Genomic DNA, 19348 nt, shown 5'->3' on the forward strand with positions numbered 1-19348 from the left:
TAATTAAGCGTTTTCTAAAGACGCTTCTTCAGCCTGCTCAGCCAGATCCTGAGAGCGGCCTTCGCGAACGGTGGTCGCAACGGCAGTCAGGTACAGGTTGATAGCACGGATCGCATCGTCGTTACCTGGGATAACGTAATCAACGCCATCTGGATCAGAGTTAGTATCAACGATAGCAAATACTGGGATACCCAGGTTGTTTGCTTCTTTGATTGCGATGTGTTCGTGGTCAGCATCGACAACAAACAGTGCATCCGGCAAACCGCCCATGTCTTTGATACCGCCCAGGCTGTTTTCCAGCTTGGCCAGTTCACGAGCGCGCATCAGCGCTTCTTTCTTGGTCAGTTTGTCGAAAGTGCCGTCCTGAGACTGAGTCTCAAGCTCTTTCAGACGTTTGATAGACTGACGAACGGTTTTCCAGTTGGTCAGCATGCCACCCAACCAGCGGTGGTTTACGAAGAACTGGTCGCAGCTCAGTGCAGACTCTTTGATCGCTTCGGCAGCCGCGCGCTTAGTACCAACGAACAGAATCTTACCTTTACGGGAAGAGATTTTGGTCAACTCAGCCAGAGCGTCGTTGAACATTGGTACAGTTTTCTCAAGGTTGATGATGTGAACTTTGTTACGCGCACCGAAAATGAATGGCTTCATTTTTGGGCACCAGTAACGGGTCTGGTGACCGAAGTGAACACCAGCCTTGAGCATATCGCGCATGGAAACAGTTGCCATGATTACTACCTCTAGTTTAATTGGGGTTGGGCCTCCATGTATCCCATACAACCGACCTCTTTCAAGGCACCCCGGCGTATGTGTCGATACATGTGTGTTTTATTACACATAGTGAGATTAGTGCGTTTCCCGCTGACCTTAATGGCCATACAGAGAATCGTCGGCGCGCTTTATACCATAATCACGCTTTGGACGCCAATAAATGTTCGCTTACTGCCTGTGGGGCGTTCTCTGTTTGGCAGCCCTTTTGGCTTGCTGTTAACATGAGAGCACAGCATTCATTATCGCTGAAAATTTCAGCAGCAGCGGAATAATTTAATGGCAATCTCAATTAAAACCCCCGAAGAAATCGAAAAAATGCGCGTCGCTGGCCGCCTCGCCGCCGAAGTGTTAGAAATGATCGAACCCCATGTCCAGCCTGGCGTGACCACGGGTGAACTGGATCGTCTTTGCCACGAACACATTACGCAGCATCAGCAGGCGATTTCTGCCTGCCTGGGTTACCACGGTTTTCCGAAATCCGTCTGCATCTCGGTAAATGAAGTGGTCTGTCACGGTATTCCGAGCGACGATCGTCCGTTGAAAGATGGCGACATCGTTAACATCGACGTGACCGTGATTAAAGACGAGTACCACGGCGATACCTCGAAAATGTTTATCGTCGGCAAGCCGACGATCCAGGGTGAGCGCCTGTGCCGCGTCACTCAGGAAAGCCTTTATTTATCACTGCGTCTGGTGAAGCCGGGTATTCGCTTGCGCGAGCTGGGCCGCGCTATCCAGAAATATGTTGAAGCGAATGACTTCTCAGTGGTGCGTGAATACTGCGGTCATGGCATTGGCAAGGGCTTTCATGAAGAGCCACAGGTTCTGCACTACGATGCAGACGACAGCGGTGTCGTCCTGCAGGCCGGCATGACCTTTACCGTGGAACCTATGGTGAACGCCGGTGACTATCGGATTCGTACCATGAAAGATGGCTGGACGGTGAAAACCAAAGATCGCAGCTTGTCGGCGCAGTACGAGCATACTATTGTGGTGACGGATAACGGCTGTGAGATTTTAACCCTGCGTAAAGACGACACCCTTCCCGCGGTGTTAGTTAACCAGGCGTAATTCCTCCCCTGATAAAAGGCCGGCGCTCTGCCGGTTTTTTTTATGGTTACTGATGAGAACGCTGCATGAGCCTGTCGCAAGAAGTGAAAAACGGTCTGAATGATTCGCCTGGCGAGTGGCAGGACGATCAGCTATCACGTGAAATACTCAGGCAGCGCCTGGAGTGCTTTCAACAGCACCTGGCGGCGGCCTTTGATAGCGGTGAGGCGGCAGAGAATCTGATTCAAGCCCGAACCCTGTTTATCGATCGCCTTCTGCGCCGCCTGTGGCGTTACTTTGGCTTCGACAGGATGAAATCCATCGCTCTGGTTGCTGTCGGGGGTTATGGTCGCGGTGAGCTTCACCCGCTTTCCGATATTGACATATTGATTCTCAGCCGTCAGCCGCTTAACGACGAGGCCGCCCAAAGCGCCAGCGCGCTGCTGACGCTGATGTGGGATCTCAAACTGGAAGTGGGCCACAGCGTGCGTAGCCTGGAAGAGTGCCTGCTGGAAGGCTTATCCGACCTGACGGTGGCGACCAACCTGATTGAAACGCGGATGCTGGCCGGTGATGTCGCGCTGTTCCTCGAACTGCAGAAAAATGTCTTTAGCGATGGCTTCTGGCCGTCGTCCCGCTTTTTTGCCGCCAAAATTGAAGAGCAACAAGAGCGCCATACGCGCTATCACGGTACCAGCTACAACCTGGAACCGGATATTAAAAGCAGCCCGGGCGGTTTACGTGATATTCATACGTTACAGTGGGTTGCGCGGCGGCACTTTGGCGCAACGACGCTCGACGAGATGGTGGGCTTTGGCTTTCTGACCGACGCCGAACGCGCAGAACTGAATGAATGCCAGGCCTTTCTCTGGCGGATTCGGTTTGCGCTGCATCTGTCGCTGACGCGTTACGACAACCGGCTACTGTTCGATCGCCAGCTTAGCGTCGCCCAGCGCCTTCAGTATCAGGGCGAAGGCAACGAGCCGGTTGAACGCATGATGAAGGATTTTTATCGCGTCACGCGTCGTGTCAGCGAACTGAACCAGATGCTGCTGCAGTTGTTCGATGAAGCCATTCTGGCCCTCTCTACGAATGAAAAACCCTGCGCTATTGATGATGACTTTCAGCTACGGGGTAACCTGATCGATCTGCGCGACGAAACGCTGTTTGATCGGGAGCCTCAGGCGATTATGCGCATGTTTTACGTCATGGTGCGCAATGACAACATCAAAGGGATCTATTCGACCACGTTGCGCCGCCTGCGCCACACACGTCGCCATCTTAAGCAGCCGCTCTGTCAGTTGCCTGAAGCACGCCGCCTGTTTATGTCGATCCTGCGTCATCCCGGTGCGGTCAGTCGTGCATTAGTTCCGATGCATCGCCATAGCGTACTCTGGGCCTATACGCCGCTCTGGGGGCAGATTGTAGGGCAGATGCAGTTTGACCTGTTCCACGCCTATACCGTGGATGAGCACACCATTCGGGTTCTTCAGAAGCTGGAAAGTTTTGCCAACGAAGCGACGCGTCCACAACATCCTTTGTGTGTTGAACTCTGGCCGCGCCTGCCTCAGCAAGAGTTACTGCTGATGGCTGCGCTGCTGCATGACATTGCGAAAGGACGTAACGGCGATCACTCTGTTCTTGGCGCGCAGGATGCGCTGGAGTTCGCCGAGATGCACGGCCTTAACTCGCGTGAAACGCAGCTTGTGGCATGGCTGGTACGGCATCATCTGTTAATGTCCGTGACCGCGCAGCGTCGTGATATTCAGGACCCCACGGTGATTCAGCAGTTCGCCGAGGTCATGCAGAACGAAAACCGACTGCGTTATCTGGTGTGCCTGACAGTCGCTGATATCTGCGCCACCAATGAGAGCCTGTGGAACAGCTGGAAGCAAAGTCTGCTGCGAGAGCTGTTCTTCGCCACCGAGAAACAGCTGCGTCGCGGCATGGAAAACAGTCCGGATCTGCGGGAACGCGTACGTCATCACCGCTTGCAGGCGCTGGCGCTGCTGCGTATGGACAACATCAATGAAGAGCGGTTACACCACATCTGGAATCGCTGTCGCGCCGACTATTTTCTGCGCCATACGCCCAACCAGATTGCCTGGCATGCCCGCCACTTACTGGGGCACGATCTTAATCAACCGCTGGTGCTGGTCAGCCCGCAGGCAACGCGCGGCGGGACCGAAATTTTTATCTGGAGTCCCGATCGCCCGCACCTGTTCGCCGCCGTGGCAGGAGAGCTGGATCGGCGCAACCTCAGCGTGCACGATGCACAAATTTTTACCAGCCGCGATGGCATGGCGATGGATACCTTTATTGTTCTGGAGCCGGATGGCAGTCCCCTTTCGCCCGATCGTCATGCGATGATCATTCAGGCGCTGGAGCAGGCGATAACCCAGAGAGAGTGGGTGCCACCGCGCACCCGTCGTCAGGCCGCCAGGCTTAAGCACTTTAGCGTGGATACCGAAGTTAACTTCCTGCCAACTCACACCGATCGCCGCAGTTATCTGGAGCTGGTGGCCCTGGATCAGCCAGGTTTACTGGCGCGCGTGGGGGAAGTGTTTGCCGATCTCGGCGTCTCTCTGCATGGTGCGCGCATCAGCACCATTGGCGAGCGCGTGGAAGATTTGTTTATTTTAGCCAATAGCGAGCGCAAGGCACTGGATGAGGAAATGCGTCAGACGTTGCAACAACGGTTGACAGAGGCCCTTAATCCAAACGATAAAGTGTGACCCGCTTCAATTTGTGAACATCAACTTTTTACCCGTGCCGGTCACTGGCTGGCACCACAAATGACAGATCAGGAAAAAATATGCAACAGTTACAGAGTGTTATTGAATCTGCCTTCGAACGTCGCGCTGACATCACCCCGACCAGTGTGGACACTGAAACCCGCGAGGCGATTAATCAGGTTATCGCCAAACTGGACAGTGGTGAACTGCGCGTTTCTGAAAAAATCGACGGCGAATGGGTAACGCATCAGTGGCTGAAAAAAGCCGTTCTGCTCTCTTTCCGCATTAATGACAATCAGGTGATGGAAGGGGCTGAAACCCGTTTTTACGACAAAGTGCCGATGAAGTTTGCCGACTGGGACGATGCGCGCTTCAAAGAAGCCGGCTTCCGCGTGGTGCCGCCCGCTGCCGTTCGCAAAGGGGCTTATATTGCGCGCAACACCGTACTGATGCCTTCCTACGTGAACATCGGCGCCTTTGTGGACGAAGGCACAATGGTTGATACCTGGGCAACCGTCGGCTCCTGTGCGCAGATTGGTAAAAACGTACATTTATCCGGTGGTGTAGGAATCGGTGGCGTACTTGAGCCGCTGCAGGCTAATCCCACCATCATCGAAGATAACTGCTTTATTGGCGCACGTTCTGAAATCGTTGAAGGCGTGATCGTTGAAGAAGGCTCTGTGATTTCAATGGGTGTTTATATCGGTCAGAGCACCAAAATTTATGACCGAGAAACCGGTGAGATTCATTACGGACGCGTGCCTGCTGGCTCCGTCGTGGTATCCGGAAACCTGCCGTCAAAGGATGGCAGCTACAGCCTTTATTGTGCGGTTATCGTGAAGAAAGTGGACGCCAAAACGCTGGCGAAAACCGGCATCAATGAACTGCTGCGTACGATCGACTAATCTGTCGGACGGGCTGTACGGCAGCCCGTCATCTTTTGTTTACAGCTGTTACGGGTAATGTTGTTTTTCTACACGAACCAACAGGTGCGTTTACTTTTCATCCAGGTCATAATTCGCGCCAGTTAAATCCTGTTGCGCACTGATTCATGTTATTTATGTCTATAGTCATTAAGTCATGAACAATTCTGCGCGCCTATCATTTGGTGGAAAATAATTATGTATGACAATATTAAGAGCTTAGGCATTAGTAACCCTGACGATATCGATCGCTACAGCCTGCGTCAGGAAGCGAATAACGATATTTTGAAAATTTATTTCCGCAAAGATAAAGGTGAATTCTTCGCCAAAAGCGTGAAATTTAAATATCCTCGCCAGCGCAAGACCGTCGTTGCTGATAACGCGTCACAAGGCTATCGCGAAGTGCAGGAAATCAGCCCGAACCTGCGTTATGTGATCGATGAACTGGATCAGATCTGCCAGCGCGATCAGGTGGAAGTCGATCTGAAACGTAAAATCCTTGATGATCTGCGTCATCTTGAAGGCGTCGTTTCCCATAAAATCGCCGAAATTGAATCCGATCTGGAAAAACTGACCCGCAGCGGCCGTTAATTATTTCAGATTTACATCAGGCCAGCCGCATTAAGTGTGATTCACTTGACGCGTCTGGCCTTTTTTATTGGTATTTTGCGCGGCTATCGCCTGAGTAACGCCACATCACGTAGCACTTCTGCTGAACCGGTACGCCATTCAGGACGATCAATCCAGGATTGGTAACGTTCTGACTTAAGTGTGACGTCAGCCAGCAGCAGTAAGGGGATTAACCGCTCGCTTTGGCGTTCGCGTGTTTTCCACGGCCAGCGGCGTGAGGGATCGCTAAAAGGCGCCATGTAATCCAGCGCTGCCAGTAGCGAACCACCCTGCTTGTTTTGATAGTGCCAGAGATCGTCCAGCCCACGCTGAGAAACCAACGCCGCGATAGCAGTTAGCGCCTGCAAATTAAAGACGCTGTAATGAAAGGAGCGGGTTCGCGCCAGCTCAAGTGGCTGCGTGCCCGCTTTCTGTATTTGCCCATCAATTTTTCGTTTGGTCAGCGCCGACATATCAGCAATCACCGTGTTTTTGCCCAGGTAAGCGGCAATACCAGCAACCTGTACGCTGTACCAGCTGCCATGATTATTTGGGGCATCCCGCTCCTGTTGCGCCAGCTGGCTGGTCTGCAGCCAGCTGAGATAGTCACTGAACCAATGGTGTAACGCCGCCTCGTCGCTGTTGCGCCAGCCGGGTGACTGGCGCAACAGCACCAGCACATCCACAATGCGGGTCGCAAAATAGCGCCCATCCAGTACGCCATCATGACGGCCCGGCATCCTGCCTGGAATCCCCTGGGCATAATTCAGGTTTGGATTCATACGGCTGGCAGGATCGATAAACCAGTGACGGATCATCGATTGTGCTTTGCTGGCATAGCGTGCATCGCCAGAAAAGAACCAGGCCAGCGAGAGGGTCTGCACATCTGCGCTAAAGCGCGCCAGCCGCACACCGTCGGTTTGGTTATTTTTGGTGTCGGGATTAATCTCACCATCCCGACGAATCCAGGGCAGCCCCGTTTTCTGCTTTCCGTCAGGCCACCAGTAGGCGCTCAGGCTCAGGTAGTCATGCCGCGATCCGCTGGGCGGCATCAGCCCCTTATCCATCACGCTGGGCTCGGGCTGGCTGAGCGCCTTTTCTGCCTGATGTTGCAGCTGACGCCAGGCCTGTTCCGTCAGTGTGCCCGCCTGATGATTCTGCAAAGCCTGCCGGGTAGTCATCAGGGCATCTGTAGAGAGAAAAATCAGGCTGTCAGGCCGTGCCTGGCAGGTAAAGGTAACGATTAGCAGGCAAAGTATGGCGGACAAGATTCGCATCAGGCATCCTCATGGTTTCATAAGCAGCGTCATCACCCCTGCTCATCCAGCTGTAACGCAATATACAGCAGTAATCGATCGTCAAAATGACCAAGGTTCAGCCCAGTTAACTCAGCGATCCGATTCAGTCGATACTCTAGCGTATTACGATGGATAAACAGCGCGCGTGATGTCGCGCCGGGCTGGACGTTATTGCTGAACCACGCGCTTAACGTCCGGCGCAGTAAACCGTTGCTGTCCGTGCTTTTCAGTTTTTCCAGCGGGCGTGCCAGCTCGTTCGCCTGCCAGCCACCGCGTAAACTGTCCAGTAATACCGGCAGCATCAGATCCTGATAAAAATAGCTGCGGACGTCTGGCATGCGCTGCTTTCCAACGGCCATAGTGGTGCGCGCAGTGCGGTAAGAGCGGGCGATGCTGCCCGGGCCGGTAAAGAAGTTGCCCAGCGCAATACGCATGCGCAGGTGACCGCTTTCGTTCATTCGCTGCATCAGTTGCTCAACCCGCTTGCGATGATCGTGACGGTCATAACGTCCGTGCGTATTTAATGCCGGTTTCAGTACAACCATTTCGGTTAGCGACACAATGGCTATCAGGTTATCCCGAACGGGGGTGGTAAGTAAGGTTTGCAGCTGCTGTAATTCAGACATGGCGCTGTCCACGCCTAACTGCCCGCTGTCGACTTCGATCACCGCCACCACGCGGGGCTGATTAAGATCGATACCCAGGCGCTGTGCCCACTCTGTCAGCTGTGGTGTCAGCGCATCACTTCTTATCAGGTTGAGCACCAGCTCTTCACGCAGGCGGCTGTCCTGAGCCAGCATATGTAATAGCCGGGCCTGCTCCAGCATCATCTCTGCCGCCATACAGACTAATTCGCCATAGTGACGCAGTGCGCCCGGCTCGCCTGTCAGGCCAATGACGCCCACGATCGCCCCGTCAATATGTAGCGGAAGGTTGATGCCTGGCCGCACGCCATGCAGATGTCTTGCCACAGCATCGTCGATATCCACGATGCGCCCCTGAGACAACACCAAAAGCGCGCCCTCATGCAACTCCCCGATGCGCTCCCTGTCACCACTGCCAATGATTCGCCCACGCGCATCCATCACGTTGACATTGCCATCAATGATTTTCATGGTGCGCGCAACAATTTCCTGCGCCAGCCGCGCGTCGAGATGACAGGTAGCCATCCTTATCTCCTGAGTCATATGAGAGGAAGGACAGAATAGCCGTGTGACACGCGGAGAACATTATGCATTCGCCCATAGCCGCGCCGGCTTTGGCAGAAATGCGGCAGGCATCACATTTGTGATCTGTGCCATAAAAAAGGCGGACCGAAGTCCGCCTGATAAGCCTGAAGCCGTCATTACTGCATCAGCAGGTAGAGCGATGTGTCGCCACGTTGCACATTCAGCGCCAGTACCGGTGGTTTGGTATCGAGGATCTTGCGCAGTTCCCCTAAGTTGGTCACCGGCTGCTGGTTGACGCCAAGAATCAGGTCGCCTTTTTTCAGGCCCACTCTTGCCGCCGCACTGCCTGCTTTCACGCTATCGACCCGCACGCCTTTCTCTTTGCCTGCGTTATTACTCAGATCTGCACCTTCAATGCCGGTGTAAATCGTGGCGGACTGCACTTTGTCCTGGGTGCTTTGCTGCAGCTGCACGGAAACATCCAGCGGTTTGCCATCGCGCAGCAGGCCCAGCTTCAGCGTCGTGCCTACCGGTAAAGAGCCCACTTCCGCGCGCAGTGAGGCAAAGCTGGTGAGCGGCTTGCCGTTCATAGAAACGATCACGTCACCCGCTTTAATGCCGCCTTTCGCTGCGGCGGAATTGGGCACGACCTGACTAACGAAGGCGCCGCGCTGCGCATCGACTTTCATCGCTTTGGCCAGTTCAGAGTTGAGCTCTGTTCCCATGATACCCAGCTCACCGCGTTTCACCTGACCATACTCCACCATTTGTGCGGTCAGGTTTTTCACCATATTGCTGGGGATGGCAAAACCAATACCAATGTTGCCGCCATCTGGGGCCAGAATCGCGGTGTTAATACCAATCAGCTCACCGTTGAGGTTCACCAGCGCGCCACCCGAGTTGCCGCGGTTAATCGCAGCGTCGGTCTGAATAAAGTTTTCGTAGTTTTCAACGTTGAGGCCGCTGCGTCCTAACGCCGACACGATGCCCGAGGTGACGGTTTCGCCCAGACCATAAGGGTTACCGATTGCGACGGTATAATCGCCAACGCGCAAATTATCGGAGTCAGCCATTTTAATGGCGGTCAGATTTTTCGCGCCTTCCAGCTGAATCAGCGCAATATCTGAGCTGGGATCTTTGCCGATGACTTTGGCGTCGTAGCTACGACCATCGCTCAGTTTGACCTGAATTTTCGTCGCATCGTTGACCACGTGATTGTTGGTTACCACATAGCCTTTTTCAGCGTTAATGATCACGCCAGAACCCAGCGCTCTGAATTTTTGCTGCTGTGTATCCGGGCCTGCAGGCGCACCGCCGCCGCTCCCGCCCGCGCCCTGGCACAGCGGCGAGCCCATGAACGGAGAACCGTCCTGACAGAAAGGCGAATTATCGCCAAAAAATTGCTGGAACTGCTGCGGCATACGCGGCGTTTTGACCGTTGTACTGCCTTCCACGCTGATGCTCACAACGGAAGGCATCACCTTCTCCAGCATGGGGGCAAGGCTTGGCAACGGCTGGCTTGGGGAAGATGAAACGGAAGAGGATGTCTCCGCAGCGAAAGCACTCACAGGGGTCAGTGCCATGCCAAGACTAAGCGCCAGAGCGCTTAACATTAACGAGGTTTTTTTCATTTTGGTATCTCACAATGATGGATATACTGACCATTGCTGTGGTCGAATGTTCAGATAAATGTTTTAGCGCGAAGTTCCTCGAAAAGTTTTAGGCAAAGGTAAAAATTTATTCGCGTTCTTTACAATTCTCTGCTTATTCCACCGCCATCAAACGACGGTACTCATCCCAGGCATAGAGATCGGTCATGCCGCTAATGTAATCCTGAATCAGACGAAAGCGATAATAACGTTCCCATAACAAACGCTCATATTTGTGTTCAACAACCAGCGTGCGCATTTTATACAGATAGGCTTTTCTGTGCTTTCCGGAAAGTTTATGGAAAAGGCGTGTCTCAATCGGATGGTTACGCAAAAAATCTTCATTTATCAGTGTGGTAAAGTCTTCATAATTCAACATCATTAACGGTTGGTATATTTCAAGCAACCCCTTTATGACGCGATAACCCTGCAGCTCAAGCTGTTCAACTTCGGAATGATTAAACACCTGCTGGCGTGCTACAGTTTTAAATATTTGTAATAAACGCCCCTCTTCGCCGCCGTCTTCTAATAATGCATGGTTGAAATTGCCGTCAAAGATAGCGGGTAAATTGTCGATAAAACGTTTAACGGCATAGGTGACCAGAACGTTCTGAACATTTACCCGGAGGGACATGAAAAATTGATCGCTACGGCTGCGGCGTTTTTTACTTCCTGCTTCGCGCCAGGCCTCACCTACGGTACGGCTGAACGCATCATTGTTATTTATTGGCCCCCAGGCTTTGCTGAGGAATTCATACAAACTGTCGACATTGAAAATGGCTTTTTCGACGGCGTCATCCAGATCGGCAATACAATATGAAATGTCATCAGCCGCTTCCATGATATAGGTCAGCGGGAAGCGATGATGCTCCGTCAGATGCGTCGCGGCACGGAGTTCGCTGATATATTCCCGCTCAGACAAATAAAAGCCCGGCTTTTTCATTAATACGCTAAATTCGGCCGGTTTCTCCCCCTGCCACCATGCCGGCGCGGTATATTTAAGAATACAGGCCACCTGAGAGTAGCTCAGGTTGAGCTGCAGCAGGGTGTGCACCATGCGGATCGCCTGGGCATTGCCTTCAAAATGGCATAAATCCTGACGAATCATCGCGTTCATTTGATCAAAGGACTGGCGCTGCTCTTCGCTTTCGACGCCAGCCACCAGTGGATCAACCAGTTCGGCAGGCAGATTATCTTCAAACCAGTCGTTAATGGCAGCTTCGCCAAAATGCCCGAACGGAGGATTCCCGACGTCATGCAACAGACACGCCATTTCGACCAGACTTTCAAAGGCCCCTTCCAGGTCGTCCAGTCCATATTTTGCCAGCCCACCCTGCATTTTTAAGGTTTGCAGAATCTCTTTACTGATATATCGACCAGTTTGCTGCACCTCAAGCGAATGCGTCAGGCGTGAACGGACGGCGGCGTTGCGCTCAAGCGGAAAGACCTGGGTTTTTTGTTGCAGTCGGCGAATGGCCGCCGAATTAATGATGCGTCCACGATCGCTTTCAAAATGGCGGGTAATAAAATATTCACCCTGCGGATCTTTACGGTTGCTATAAGGGCGAGTGAAGCTGATCTTCTTCCTGAAATTGATCGCCGCCATACCTGTCCCCTTATTTTTTCGTGAAATGATCCCGTCAGTGCCATGATAGACTATGCCCGATTTTTACATTCATTACATTAGCGAGACGCAAAATGAAAGCAGGCATCATTGGCGCAATGGAGCAGGAAGTGACCCTGCTGCGTGACAAAATTGAAAATCGTCAGACTCTGTCTCTGGCGGGCTGTGAAATTTACACTGGCACACTCAATGGTGTTGACGTTGCCTTGCTGAAATCAGGCATTGGTAAAACCTCGGCAGCCCTTGGCACTACGCTGTTGCTGCAGTTGTGTAAACCCGATCTCGTGATTAATACCGGTTCCGCAGGCGGTTTAGCCCCGACGTTAGCCGTAGGTGACATCGTGGTGTCGGAAGAAGTGCGCTATCACGACGCCGATGTCACCGCGTTTGGCTATGAGCCGGGCCAGATGGCAGGTTGTCCCGCTGCCTTTACGGCTGACAGCACCCTGATTGCCGAGGCGGAAGCCTGCATTAAGCAGCTCAACCTGAACGCGGTTCGCGGCCTGGTGGTGAGCGGCGATGCGTTTATCAACGGGGCTGAGCCCCTGGCGCGCATCCGTGCGACCTTCCCACAGGCTATTGCGGTTGAAATGGAAGCGACGGCCATCGGCCATGTCTGTCATCAGTTCCAGGTGCCTTTTGTGGTTGTCAGAGCGATTTCCGACGTGGCCGATAAGGAATCACACCTGAGTTTTGACGAGTTTCTGAGCGTCGCGGCCAGCCAGTCTTCACTGATGGTTGAAAATTTGCTGGCCCGTCTGGCACGTGGCTAAACGTCTGTTGTTATGCTGGCTGCTGCTGTTGAGCAGCAGCCTGTATGCTGCCCCACCCCGCGTCATCACCCTTGCTCCCCATCTGACTGAGCTCGCCTTTGCCGCAGGTATCACCCCCATTGCGGTCAGCGCCTGGTCCAGCTATCCGCCTGAAGCAAAAAACATTGAACAGGTCGCTAACTGGCAGGGCATCAATCTTGAACGTATTTTGCAGCTTAAACCCGACGTGGTGTTGGCGTGGCGCGGCGGCAATCCGCAGCGTCAGGTAGACCAGCTGCAGCAGTTGGGGATTAAGGTTGAATGGGTCAATGATGCAACGCTGGATGGCATGATTGATGCGCTGGCAGGATTAGCAAAATGGAGTCCAGCGCCAAAACGTGCCGCACAAGCCGCCGGGGAGCTGCGCCAGCAGGAAGCGGCTTTGCGGGAGCGCTACCACACACCACATCCCGTTCGCGTCTTTCTGCAGTTTGGGTTTTCGCCCATTTTTACTGCGGCTAAGGCGACGCTGCAAAACGATATCATCAGGCTGTGTGGCGGGCAGAATATCTTTGCCGACAGTGCGGTGAGCTGGCCCCAGGTGAGCCGGGAACAGGTGCTGATGCGCCATCCGCAGGTCATCGTCACCACAGGCGATGCACAGCAGGCGAGCCACACGGCGCAGTTCTGGCGACCGCAGCTTAACGTCAGCGTGATTGCCATTAACGAGGACTGGCTCAGCCGTCCGGGGCCGCGCATCCTGCTAGCCGCCGACCAGCTGTGTAAAGGCCTGCATCCGGTTAAATAATGCTGTCGGTTCTGTATGCGTTACACCATCAACTAAAGAAATCACCCTGACTGCCGTTAATTTTAACTGTGAGACACGTGCCACGTATGCCCTGTGTCCGTTTTAGCGCTTAGCGCATTCAACCACACCAGGAATCTAAATATGACTAAGGCACTGCTTCTTGTCATAGGGCTTCTGATCGCGCAGCAGGCCTACGCGGGATCGACGACCGGCTCTGTTAACGTCAGACTCGTCATCTATTCACGTTGTGAAGTTAACCGTTCAGCAGGACAGTCTGTGCCGCAGGTTGAGTGCGGTCGTCAGATAAACGCACAGCCACGCGTGACACAAACGGTGCTAAAGCGACAGGGAAGCAGCGGGACGAACCATCGTCTGGTGACGGTTGAATGGTAGGCGAGGCCGCCCGATGAGGCGGCCCGATGATCAGATACTGAATGACGACCCGCAGCCGCAGGTGGTTTTGGCGTTAGGGTTGGTGACGATAAAGCGCGATCCTTCCAGCCCTTCCGTGTAATCCACAGAACCGCCCACCAGATACTGCAGGCTCATAGGATCAACCACCAGCGAGACGCCCTGCTTTTCAATGGTCATGTCGCCGTCGTTCATTTGATCGTCGAATGTAAAACCATACTGAAAGCCGCTACAACCACCACCAGTGATATACACACGCAGCTTCAGTGCCGGGTTCTCTTCGTCAGCAATCAGATTCTTAACTTTTTTGGCTGCTGCGTCGGTAAACTGCAACGGCAGTGCTACTACTTCATCACTCATGAGTTACTCCGTAAACGTCCGGGTCAGAAAACGACCTCAATATTGCTATTATCTGCCAGCGACCCGGCGCAATCAAGCTTTCAGCTTCGCACTCTGTGCCGGATTCACTTTGATGATTATAGCGGCCTTTCGTCCGCAGCCCCTCTTCCGTAGAATAGCCCGATATTTTATGAACTGCTGGAGCCGAAAATGAGTAAGTCTGAAGAACTGTTCGCCGAAGCACAACGCCTGATCCCCGGCGGTGTGAACTCGCCGGTGCGGGCGTTTACCGGTGTGGGTGGCGTTCCGCTGTTCATTGAGCATGCTGACGGTGCCTGTCTCTATGACGCCGACGGTAAAAAGTACATCGACTATGTTGGGTCATGGGGCCCGATGGTGCTGGGACATAACAATGATGGCATTCGTCAGGCCGTGATTGAGGCTGCCCAGCGCGGCCTGAGCTTCGGGGCACCAACCGAAATGGAAGTCACCATGGCGCAGCTGGTGTGTAAACTGGTTCCCAGCATGGAAATGGTGCGCATGGTAAACTCCGGCACCGAAGCCACCATGAGCGCGATTCGTCTGGCGCGCGGTTTTACCGGTCGCGACAAAATCATCAAGTTTGAAGGATGCTACCACGGTCATGCCGACCATCTGCTGGTGAAAGCCGGTTCCGGCGCACTGACGCTGGGGCAGCCTAACTCACCGGGCGTGCCCGCCGATTTTGCCAGGCATACGCTCACCTGCACCTATAACGATCTGGATTCGGTGCGCGCTGCGTTTGAACAGTATCCGCAGGCTATCGCCGCCATTATTGTCGAGCCCGTGGCCGGAAACATGAACTGTATTCCGCCCCAACCCGAATTCTTACCCGGCCTGCGCGCGCTCTGTGATGAGTTTGGCGCACTGCTGATTATTGATGAAGTGATGACGGGTTTCCGCGTTGCCCTGGGCGGTGCGCAAGAGTATTACAACGTCAAACCGGATCTCACCTGCCTCGGCAAAATCATCGGTGGCGGTATGCCGGTGGGTGCTTTTGGCGGCCGTCGCGAAGTCATGGATGCCCTGGCACCCACCGGACCGGTTTATCAGGCGGGTACGCTGTCCGGTAACCCTGTCGCTATGGCTGCCGGCTATGCCTGCTTAACCCAGATTGCCCAGCCGGGCATGCATGACAAACTCAATCGTCTGACCGCACAGTTAGCGCAAGGACTGGTCGACGCGGCAAAACAGGAAAATATTCCGGTGGTGGTGAATCAGGTTGGCGGCATGTTTGGCCTGTTCTTTACCGATGCCGACAGCGTCACCTGCTATAAAGATGTGACGCAGTGCGATGTTGAACGCTTCAAGCGCTTTTTCCACCTGATGCTTGAAGAAGGCGTTTATTTTGCGCCGTCCGCCTTTGAAGCTGGCTTTATGTCGCTGGCGCACAGCGCAGAGGATATTCAGCACACTGTCGATGCCGCCCGTCGCTGCTTCGCTAAGCTGTAAAAAAATGCAGACCGGCAAACGCCGGTCTTTTTTTTTAACGAGCGCGCCGCAATAACCAAATAAAATAGGGTGCCCCTAAAAATGTGGCCATCAATCCCGCCGGAATTTGGTTTGGGAACGCCACCATTCGCCCACACCAGTCAGCTATCACCATTAAACCTGCGCCAAGCACACCCGACAGCAACAGCTGCGGCAACGCGCGACGGAACCCCAGCATGCGCGCCATGTGTGGTGCCATCAGCCCCACGAAGCTCAATGGCCCAATCGTCAGCGTGGCACTGGCCGTTAAGGCCGCGGCCAGCAGCAGCAGCGCCAGCCGCGAGGCGGTGAGCGCCATGCCGGCCGAGCGCGCCGTGGCGCTTCCCAAAGGCAGCAGCGTGAGCCAGCGGCTGGCCAGCGGCGCTAACGACACCAGCACGACTGCACAGCCTGCACTTTGCAGCGCCTGCGTGGCGCTGACGTTATAGGTCGATCCGGAGACCCAAGTCAGTAAACCCGACATCCGGGGATCGCCACTGGCCATCAACAACATCAGGATGGTGACAAAAGCGCTGTTTAACGCCATCCCGGCCAACAGCATGCGTTCGGGTGAAAACCCGCCACGGCTGGCAACCAGCATAATGATCGCCAGGGTTACCGCTGCACCCAGCGCACCAGCAGGCAGCAGGAACGCCAGCGCATTACCGGGTACCAGGAATAACATTATGACCACACCGCAGGCCGCGCCGGAACTGATGCCCAAAACTTCCGGACTGGCCATCGGGTTACCGGTCAGTCGCTGAATCAGGCTACCGGCTACGCCCAGCATTAAGCCTACCGCCAGAGCCGCCAGCACACGCGGTGCGCGCCACGGAAGCAGCGCATGGAGCATGTCACCCTGGGTCCAGATCCAGCCTTGCGCGTCCCGTCCAAACGCCAGACAGAGCCAGGCCAGCATGCCTAACACCACCAAACCAGTCAGGCTCCAGCGCAGAACATGATGACGTTCAACCGGCACGTTGTCGCCCTGATCCAGTGCGGGGGGAACGGACCCCGTCCGCAGGCGCGGGAGCAGCCAGAGCAAAATCGGCACGCCCAGCAACGCCGTCACCGTGCCGGTGGAAACCTCGCGCCAGTGCGTTGTAAGCCACAGGACGCAGGCATCCGCCAGCCACAGCAGCAATGCGCCAATCAGCGGGGCCAGCAGCATGCGGCTCAGCAAGCGGCGTCCACCGAGCAGCCTTGCCAGCAGCGGCGCAAACAGGCCGATAAACCCAATGATGCCGGCGACGCTCACCAGCTGTGCGCTCAGCAGTATTGCCAGCGCCAGAATCGCTAACCGGGTGACGGACAGGGACAGCCCGAGGTTTTTTGCCACGCCATCGTCCAGCCCCATGAGCGTCAGCGGCCTCAGCAGCGCCAGTGACAGTACCAGCGCCAGCACCAGGCGCGGCCAGAGCTGGGTAACGCTGTCCCAGCTCATCTGGTTCAGTGCGCCCGTGCTCCACAAAAACATATTTTGCAACTGGTCGTGATTGAAGATGGCGAAGATCTGATTAACCGCCCCGCTGTAGAGACTCAGGACCAGCCCTGCCAGAATCAGGGTAACGGGCGATAAGCGTTTGCTCCAGGCCACGCTAAAGACCAGCGCCCCTACCAGCAACGCACCACCTGAGGCGGCAAGCTGCTGAGTGAGTGATCCGCCCGGCAGGTGCCACAATGTGGCGACGGTAATCCCCAACTGTGCGCCGGATGACACCCCTAGCGTTCCCGGTTCCGCCAGCGGGTTTCGCAGTACCTGTTGAAACAGTAAGCCCGCTAATCCCAGACCGGCGCCCACCAACAGCGCCAGCGCCCAGCGCGGCAGCAAACTGTAGTGAAACACCATCTGCTGGACATGAGCGGTATCCGGTGACCATAAGGCCTGAGTCCACTGCCCCGGAGGCAGGGCCTGCTGAAGGTTTGTCGCGGTGAGTGCCAGCGCGAGCAGAAACAGGACGCTCAGCACGGTGACAGGAAAATAACGATGCCGCATCAGACCTTCTCCAGCGCATGTTCTAGCACGCGTATAAAATGCAGGGCCGACAATGTTGCCCCGTAGTACCAGACCGCCGGTACGCGTTGAAAATGACCGCTATGGACAAAAGGCATTGCCTGCCACAGCGGGCTGCGCGAGAGCTGCTGCATCACCGCCGCATTATCATGATCGAAGCAGATGGCTTCGACGTCATGAAACGCCGCCAGCCTTTCCAGGCCAATCACTGAACTTCCCCAGAAATTGGTTTCGCCCTGCCAGGCATTCTTCAGGCCAAGCAGTTCCATGACCTCAAGGAATAAACTGTTCTTACCGAAGGTAATGGCATGACGGCTGTCAAGCAGTGACATCAGCAAGATAGCGCGTCCGGCATGGGGTGCCAGACGCTGGCGAGCCGCGGCGATTTCCTCATCCATGCGTTGCAGATGTGCTGACGCCTGAGCCTCCCGCCCCAGCCTGGCCCCGAGCGCGCGCAGAGAGATACGCGCTCGGGAGAGCGGTTTACCGTCGCCGCCGTGCAGGTCAAACCCCATAATGGGCGCAATACGCTGAAGCTTTTCTTTAGGCGGCCCATAGCCGTTTGAACAGAGAATAAGGGAGGGATGCATCTGGGTCATCAGTTCAAGGTTGGGCTCGGTGCGCAGCCCAACATCCACCACGCCGACAGGCAAGGCTGGCTGCCCGACCCAGATATTATAATTATGCACATCGGCGACCCCAAAGGGCTCAACGCCTAACGCCAGCAGCAGCTCGGTGGGTAACCACTCCAGCGCGATGATGCGAGCGGGATCGGGCTGCGCCGCCTGGAGTGAAAAGGGGCTCATCAGTGGCGATAACGCCATCGCCATCATCAGGCGACGGCGGAATAAATCGGGCATTATCCTGTCCTTAACACACAAAGCTCACCGGCGCGCCGCCGCCAGGATGGGGAAAGATCCCCATTGGAATACCATAGATGTCCTGCAAAACGTCCGCCTGCATGATGTGCTCCGGGCCGCCTTGCGCGATAAGCCCGCCGCCACGTAATGCCACCAGATGGTCGCAGTAACGGGCCGCCATGTTGATGTCATGCAATACGGTAATAACGGTTAAGCCATGCTCCCGGCTTAGCGTCTGAATCAGGGCCAGCACGTCCACCTGGTGGGCAATGTCCAGTGCGGAAGTGGGTTCATCCAGCAGCAGACAGCGGCTGTTTTGCGCTACCATCATTGCCAGCCAGGCCCGTTGCCGTTCCCCACCTGATAAGCTGTCTACCAGACGAGAGGCAAAAGGCGTTAATCCGACGAGCGAAATCGCCTGCTCAACGCGGGCCCGGTCCTCCTGACTGAAACGTCCCAGCGCCCCATGCCAGGGATAGCGCCCAATGGCCACCAGCTCACGCACCGTCATGCCTTCGGCAGCCGGTAACTGCTGCGGTAAATAGGCGACCTCCCGGGCAAACACTTTGCTTTTTAAGCTCTCTACAGGCCGGCCGTTAAGGAGCACACGGCCTTCGCTGGCCGCGTGATGCCGCCCCAGTATTTTTAACAGCGTGGATTTGCCTGAACCGTTATGACCTATCAGTGCGGTCACTTTGCCTGGTGTAAAAGAGAGAGACAGCGGCTGGAGAAGCGTGCGACCGGGTACACGAAAGCTGGCATTCTCCAGTTGGAAGGTCGTTTGTTGATGCTGCGGAAGCTGCATGGTAATCCCTGTAAACGGGCGC

General features: G+C 55.0%; 17 protein-coding genes. 8 read left to right on the top strand and 9 right to left on the bottom strand.

Going from position 1 to position 19348, the window contains the following annotated elements; genetic code table 11:
- Positions 1 to 3: 3 nt before the first annotated feature.
- Positions 4 to 729 carry a 30S ribosomal protein S2 gene (gene rpsB, locus GKC68_RS17950; protein ID WP_014592960.1) on the bottom strand — a complete coding sequence of 242 codons (726 nt, stop codon included), beginning with the start codon at positions 727 to 729 and terminating at the stop codon, positions 4 to 6.
- A 318-nt stretch (positions 730 to 1047) separates the two neighbouring features.
- Here rpsB and map point away from each other — a divergent pair, with 318 nt between their 5' ends.
- From map to GKC68_RS17970, 4 genes are all read left to right on the top strand, one after another.
- Positions 1048 to 1842, top strand: a complete 795-nt coding sequence (gene map / locus GKC68_RS17955; RefSeq protein ID WP_013024684.1) for a type I methionyl aminopeptidase — start codon at positions 1048 to 1050, stop codon at positions 1840 to 1842.
- A gap of 65 nt (positions 1843 to 1907) precedes the next feature.
- Entirely contained in the window at positions 1908 to 4556 is a 2649-nt protein-coding gene (gene glnD, locus GKC68_RS17960) for a bifunctional uridylyltransferase/uridylyl-removing protein GlnD (RefSeq protein WP_288427669.1), read from the top strand.
- 80 nt (positions 4557 to 4636) lie between these two features.
- Positions 4637 to 5461: a 2,3,4,5-tetrahydropyridine-2,6-dicarboxylate N-succinyltransferase gene (gene dapD / locus GKC68_RS17965; RefSeq protein ID WP_028724743.1), complete on the top strand. Its 825-nt coding sequence runs from the start codon at positions 4637 to 4639 to the stop codon at positions 5459 to 5461.
- Positions 5462 to 5677: 216 nt separating this feature from the next.
- Positions 5678 to 6070 (top strand): DUF3461 family protein, encoded by a 393-nt coding sequence (locus GKC68_RS17970; RefSeq protein WP_006117754.1) that lies wholly within the window; start codon positions 5678 to 5680, stop codon positions 6068 to 6070.
- A gap of 83 nt (positions 6071 to 6153) precedes the next feature.
- On the opposite strand, the gene GKC68_RS17975 is transcribed toward GKC68_RS17970, so the two are convergent.
- From GKC68_RS17975 to dgt, 4 genes are all read right to left on the bottom strand, one after another.
- Positions 6154 to 7365 (bottom strand): alginate lyase family protein, encoded by a 1212-nt coding sequence (locus GKC68_RS17975; protein WP_342656382.1) that lies wholly within the window; start codon positions 7363 to 7365, stop codon positions 6154 to 6156.
- A gap of 32 nt (positions 7366 to 7397) precedes the next feature.
- Positions 7398 to 8555, bottom strand: coding sequence for a CdaR family transcriptional regulator (locus GKC68_RS17980; RefSeq protein WP_089528111.1), 1158 nt, complete (start codon positions 8553 to 8555; stop codon positions 7398 to 7400).
- 176 nt (positions 8556 to 8731) lie between these two features.
- Positions 8732 to 10186 (bottom strand): serine endoprotease DegP, encoded by a 1455-nt coding sequence (degP, locus tag GKC68_RS17985; protein WP_013024679.1) that lies wholly within the window; start codon positions 10184 to 10186, stop codon positions 8732 to 8734.
- Between the two features lie 133 nt (positions 10187 to 10319).
- Entirely contained in the window at positions 10320 to 11810 is a 1491-nt protein-coding gene (dgt, locus tag GKC68_RS17990; protein WP_028724740.1) for a dGTPase, read from the bottom strand.
- Positions 11811 to 11902: 92 nt separating this feature from the next.
- Between dgt and mtnN the strand changes: the two genes are divergently transcribed.
- The 3 genes from mtnN to GKC68_RS18005 all read left to right on the top strand — a co-directional run bounded on the left by mtnN (position 11903) and on the right by GKC68_RS18005 (position 13781).
- Entirely contained in the window at positions 11903 to 12601 is a 699-nt protein-coding gene (gene mtnN / locus GKC68_RS17995) for a 5'-methylthioadenosine/S-adenosylhomocysteine nucleosidase (RefSeq protein WP_013024677.1), read from the top strand.
- Positions 12594 to 13388, top strand: a complete 795-nt coding sequence (gene btuF / locus GKC68_RS18000; protein ID WP_089528112.1) for a vitamin B12 ABC transporter substrate-binding protein BtuF — start codon at positions 12594 to 12596, stop codon at positions 13386 to 13388. Before mtnN ends, btuF begins: the two co-directional genes overlap by 8 nt.
- A 141-nt stretch (positions 13389 to 13529) precedes the next feature.
- Positions 13530 to 13781 carry a hypothetical protein gene (locus GKC68_RS18005; RefSeq protein WP_089528113.1) on the top strand — a complete coding sequence of 84 codons (252 nt, stop codon included), beginning with the start codon at positions 13530 to 13532 and terminating at the stop codon, positions 13779 to 13781.
- Between the two features lie 30 nt (positions 13782 to 13811).
- Here GKC68_RS18005 and erpA read toward each other — a convergent pair whose 3' ends face one another.
- Positions 13812 to 14159: an iron-sulfur cluster insertion protein ErpA gene (erpA, locus tag GKC68_RS18010; protein ID WP_013024674.1), complete on the bottom strand. Its 348-nt coding sequence runs from the start codon at positions 14157 to 14159 to the stop codon at positions 13812 to 13814.
- A 189-nt stretch (positions 14160 to 14348) separates the two neighbouring features.
- Here erpA and hemL point away from each other — a divergent pair, with 189 nt between their 5' ends.
- Positions 14349 to 15629 carry a glutamate-1-semialdehyde 2,1-aminomutase gene (gene hemL, locus GKC68_RS18015; RefSeq protein WP_028724737.1) on the top strand — a complete coding sequence of 427 codons (1281 nt, stop codon included), beginning with the start codon at positions 14349 to 14351 and terminating at the stop codon, positions 15627 to 15629.
- Positions 15630 to 15663: 34 nt separating this feature from the next.
- On the opposite strand, the gene fhuB is transcribed toward hemL, so the two are convergent.
- The 3 genes from fhuB to fhuC are packed head-to-tail and all read right to left on the bottom strand — an operon-like array spanning position 15664 to position 19326.
- Positions 15664 to 17643 (bottom strand): Fe(3+)-hydroxamate ABC transporter permease FhuB, encoded by a 1980-nt coding sequence (gene fhuB, locus GKC68_RS18020; protein WP_272844137.1) that lies wholly within the window; start codon positions 17641 to 17643, stop codon positions 15664 to 15666.
- Entirely contained in the window at positions 17643 to 18521 is an 879-nt protein-coding gene (gene fhuD / locus GKC68_RS18025; RefSeq protein WP_047714491.1) for a Fe(3+)-hydroxamate ABC transporter substrate-binding protein FhuD, read from the bottom strand. Before fhuD ends, fhuB begins: the two co-directional genes overlap by 1 nt.
- A gap of 10 nt (positions 18522 to 18531) precedes the next feature.
- Positions 18532 to 19326, bottom strand: a complete 795-nt coding sequence (fhuC, locus tag GKC68_RS18030; RefSeq protein WP_028724734.1) for a Fe3+-hydroxamate ABC transporter ATP-binding protein FhuC — start codon at positions 19324 to 19326, stop codon at positions 18532 to 18534.
- Positions 19327 to 19348: the final 22 nt, after the last annotated feature.

Origin of the sequence: Pantoea sp. RSPAM1, assembly GCF_038816185.1 — a bacterium.
Lineage (GTDB): Bacteria > Pseudomonadota > Gammaproteobacteria > Enterobacterales > Enterobacteriaceae > Pantoea > Pantoea ananatis.

Coding starts and splice junctions, on each gene's coding strand:
- GKC68_RS17970 (WP_006117754.1), top strand. CDS start 5,678: ATGTATGACAATATTAAGAGCTTAGGCATTAGTAACCCTGACGATATC.
- mtnN (WP_013024677.1), top strand. CDS start 11,903: ATGAAAGCAGGCATCATTGGCGCAATGGAGCAGGAAGTGACCCTGCTG.
- fhuC (WP_028724734.1), bottom strand. CDS start 19,326: ATGCAGCTTCCGCAGCATCAACAAACGACCTTCCAACTGGAGAATGCC.
- hemL (WP_028724737.1), top strand. CDS start 14,349: ATGAGTAAGTCTGAAGAACTGTTCGCCGAAGCACAACGCCTGATCCCC.
- rpsB (WP_014592960.1), bottom strand. CDS start 729: ATGGCAACTGTTTCCATGCGCGATATGCTCAAGGCTGGTGTTCACTTC.
- erpA (WP_013024674.1), bottom strand. CDS start 14,159: ATGAGTGATGAAGTAGTAGCACTGCCGTTGCAGTTTACCGACGCAGCA.
- fhuB (WP_272844137.1), bottom strand. CDS start 17,643: ATGCGGCATCGTTATTTTCCTGTCACCGTGCTGAGCGTCCTGTTTCTG.
- dgt (WP_028724740.1), bottom strand. CDS start 11,810: ATGGCGGCGATCAATTTCAGGAAGAAGATCAGCTTCACTCGCCCTTAT.
- fhuD (WP_047714491.1), bottom strand. CDS start 18,521: ATGCCCGATTTATTCCGCCGTCGCCTGATGATGGCGATGGCGTTATCG.
- degP (WP_013024679.1), bottom strand. CDS start 10,186: ATGAAAAAAACCTCGTTAATGTTAAGCGCTCTGGCGCTTAGTCTTGGC.
- GKC68_RS17975 (WP_342656382.1), bottom strand. CDS start 7,365: ATGCGAATCTTGTCCGCCATACTTTGCCTGCTAATCGTTACCTTTACC.
- GKC68_RS17980 (WP_089528111.1), bottom strand. CDS start 8,555: ATGGCTACCTGTCATCTCGACGCGCGGCTGGCGCAGGAAATTGTTGCG.
- glnD (WP_288427669.1), top strand. CDS start 1,908: ATGAGCCTGTCGCAAGAAGTGAAAAACGGTCTGAATGATTCGCCTGGC.
- GKC68_RS18005 (WP_089528113.1), top strand. CDS start 13,530: ATGACTAAGGCACTGCTTCTTGTCATAGGGCTTCTGATCGCGCAGCAG.
- map (WP_013024684.1), top strand. CDS start 1,048: ATGGCAATCTCAATTAAAACCCCCGAAGAAATCGAAAAAATGCGCGTC.
- dapD (WP_028724743.1), top strand. CDS start 4,637: ATGCAACAGTTACAGAGTGTTATTGAATCTGCCTTCGAACGTCGCGCT.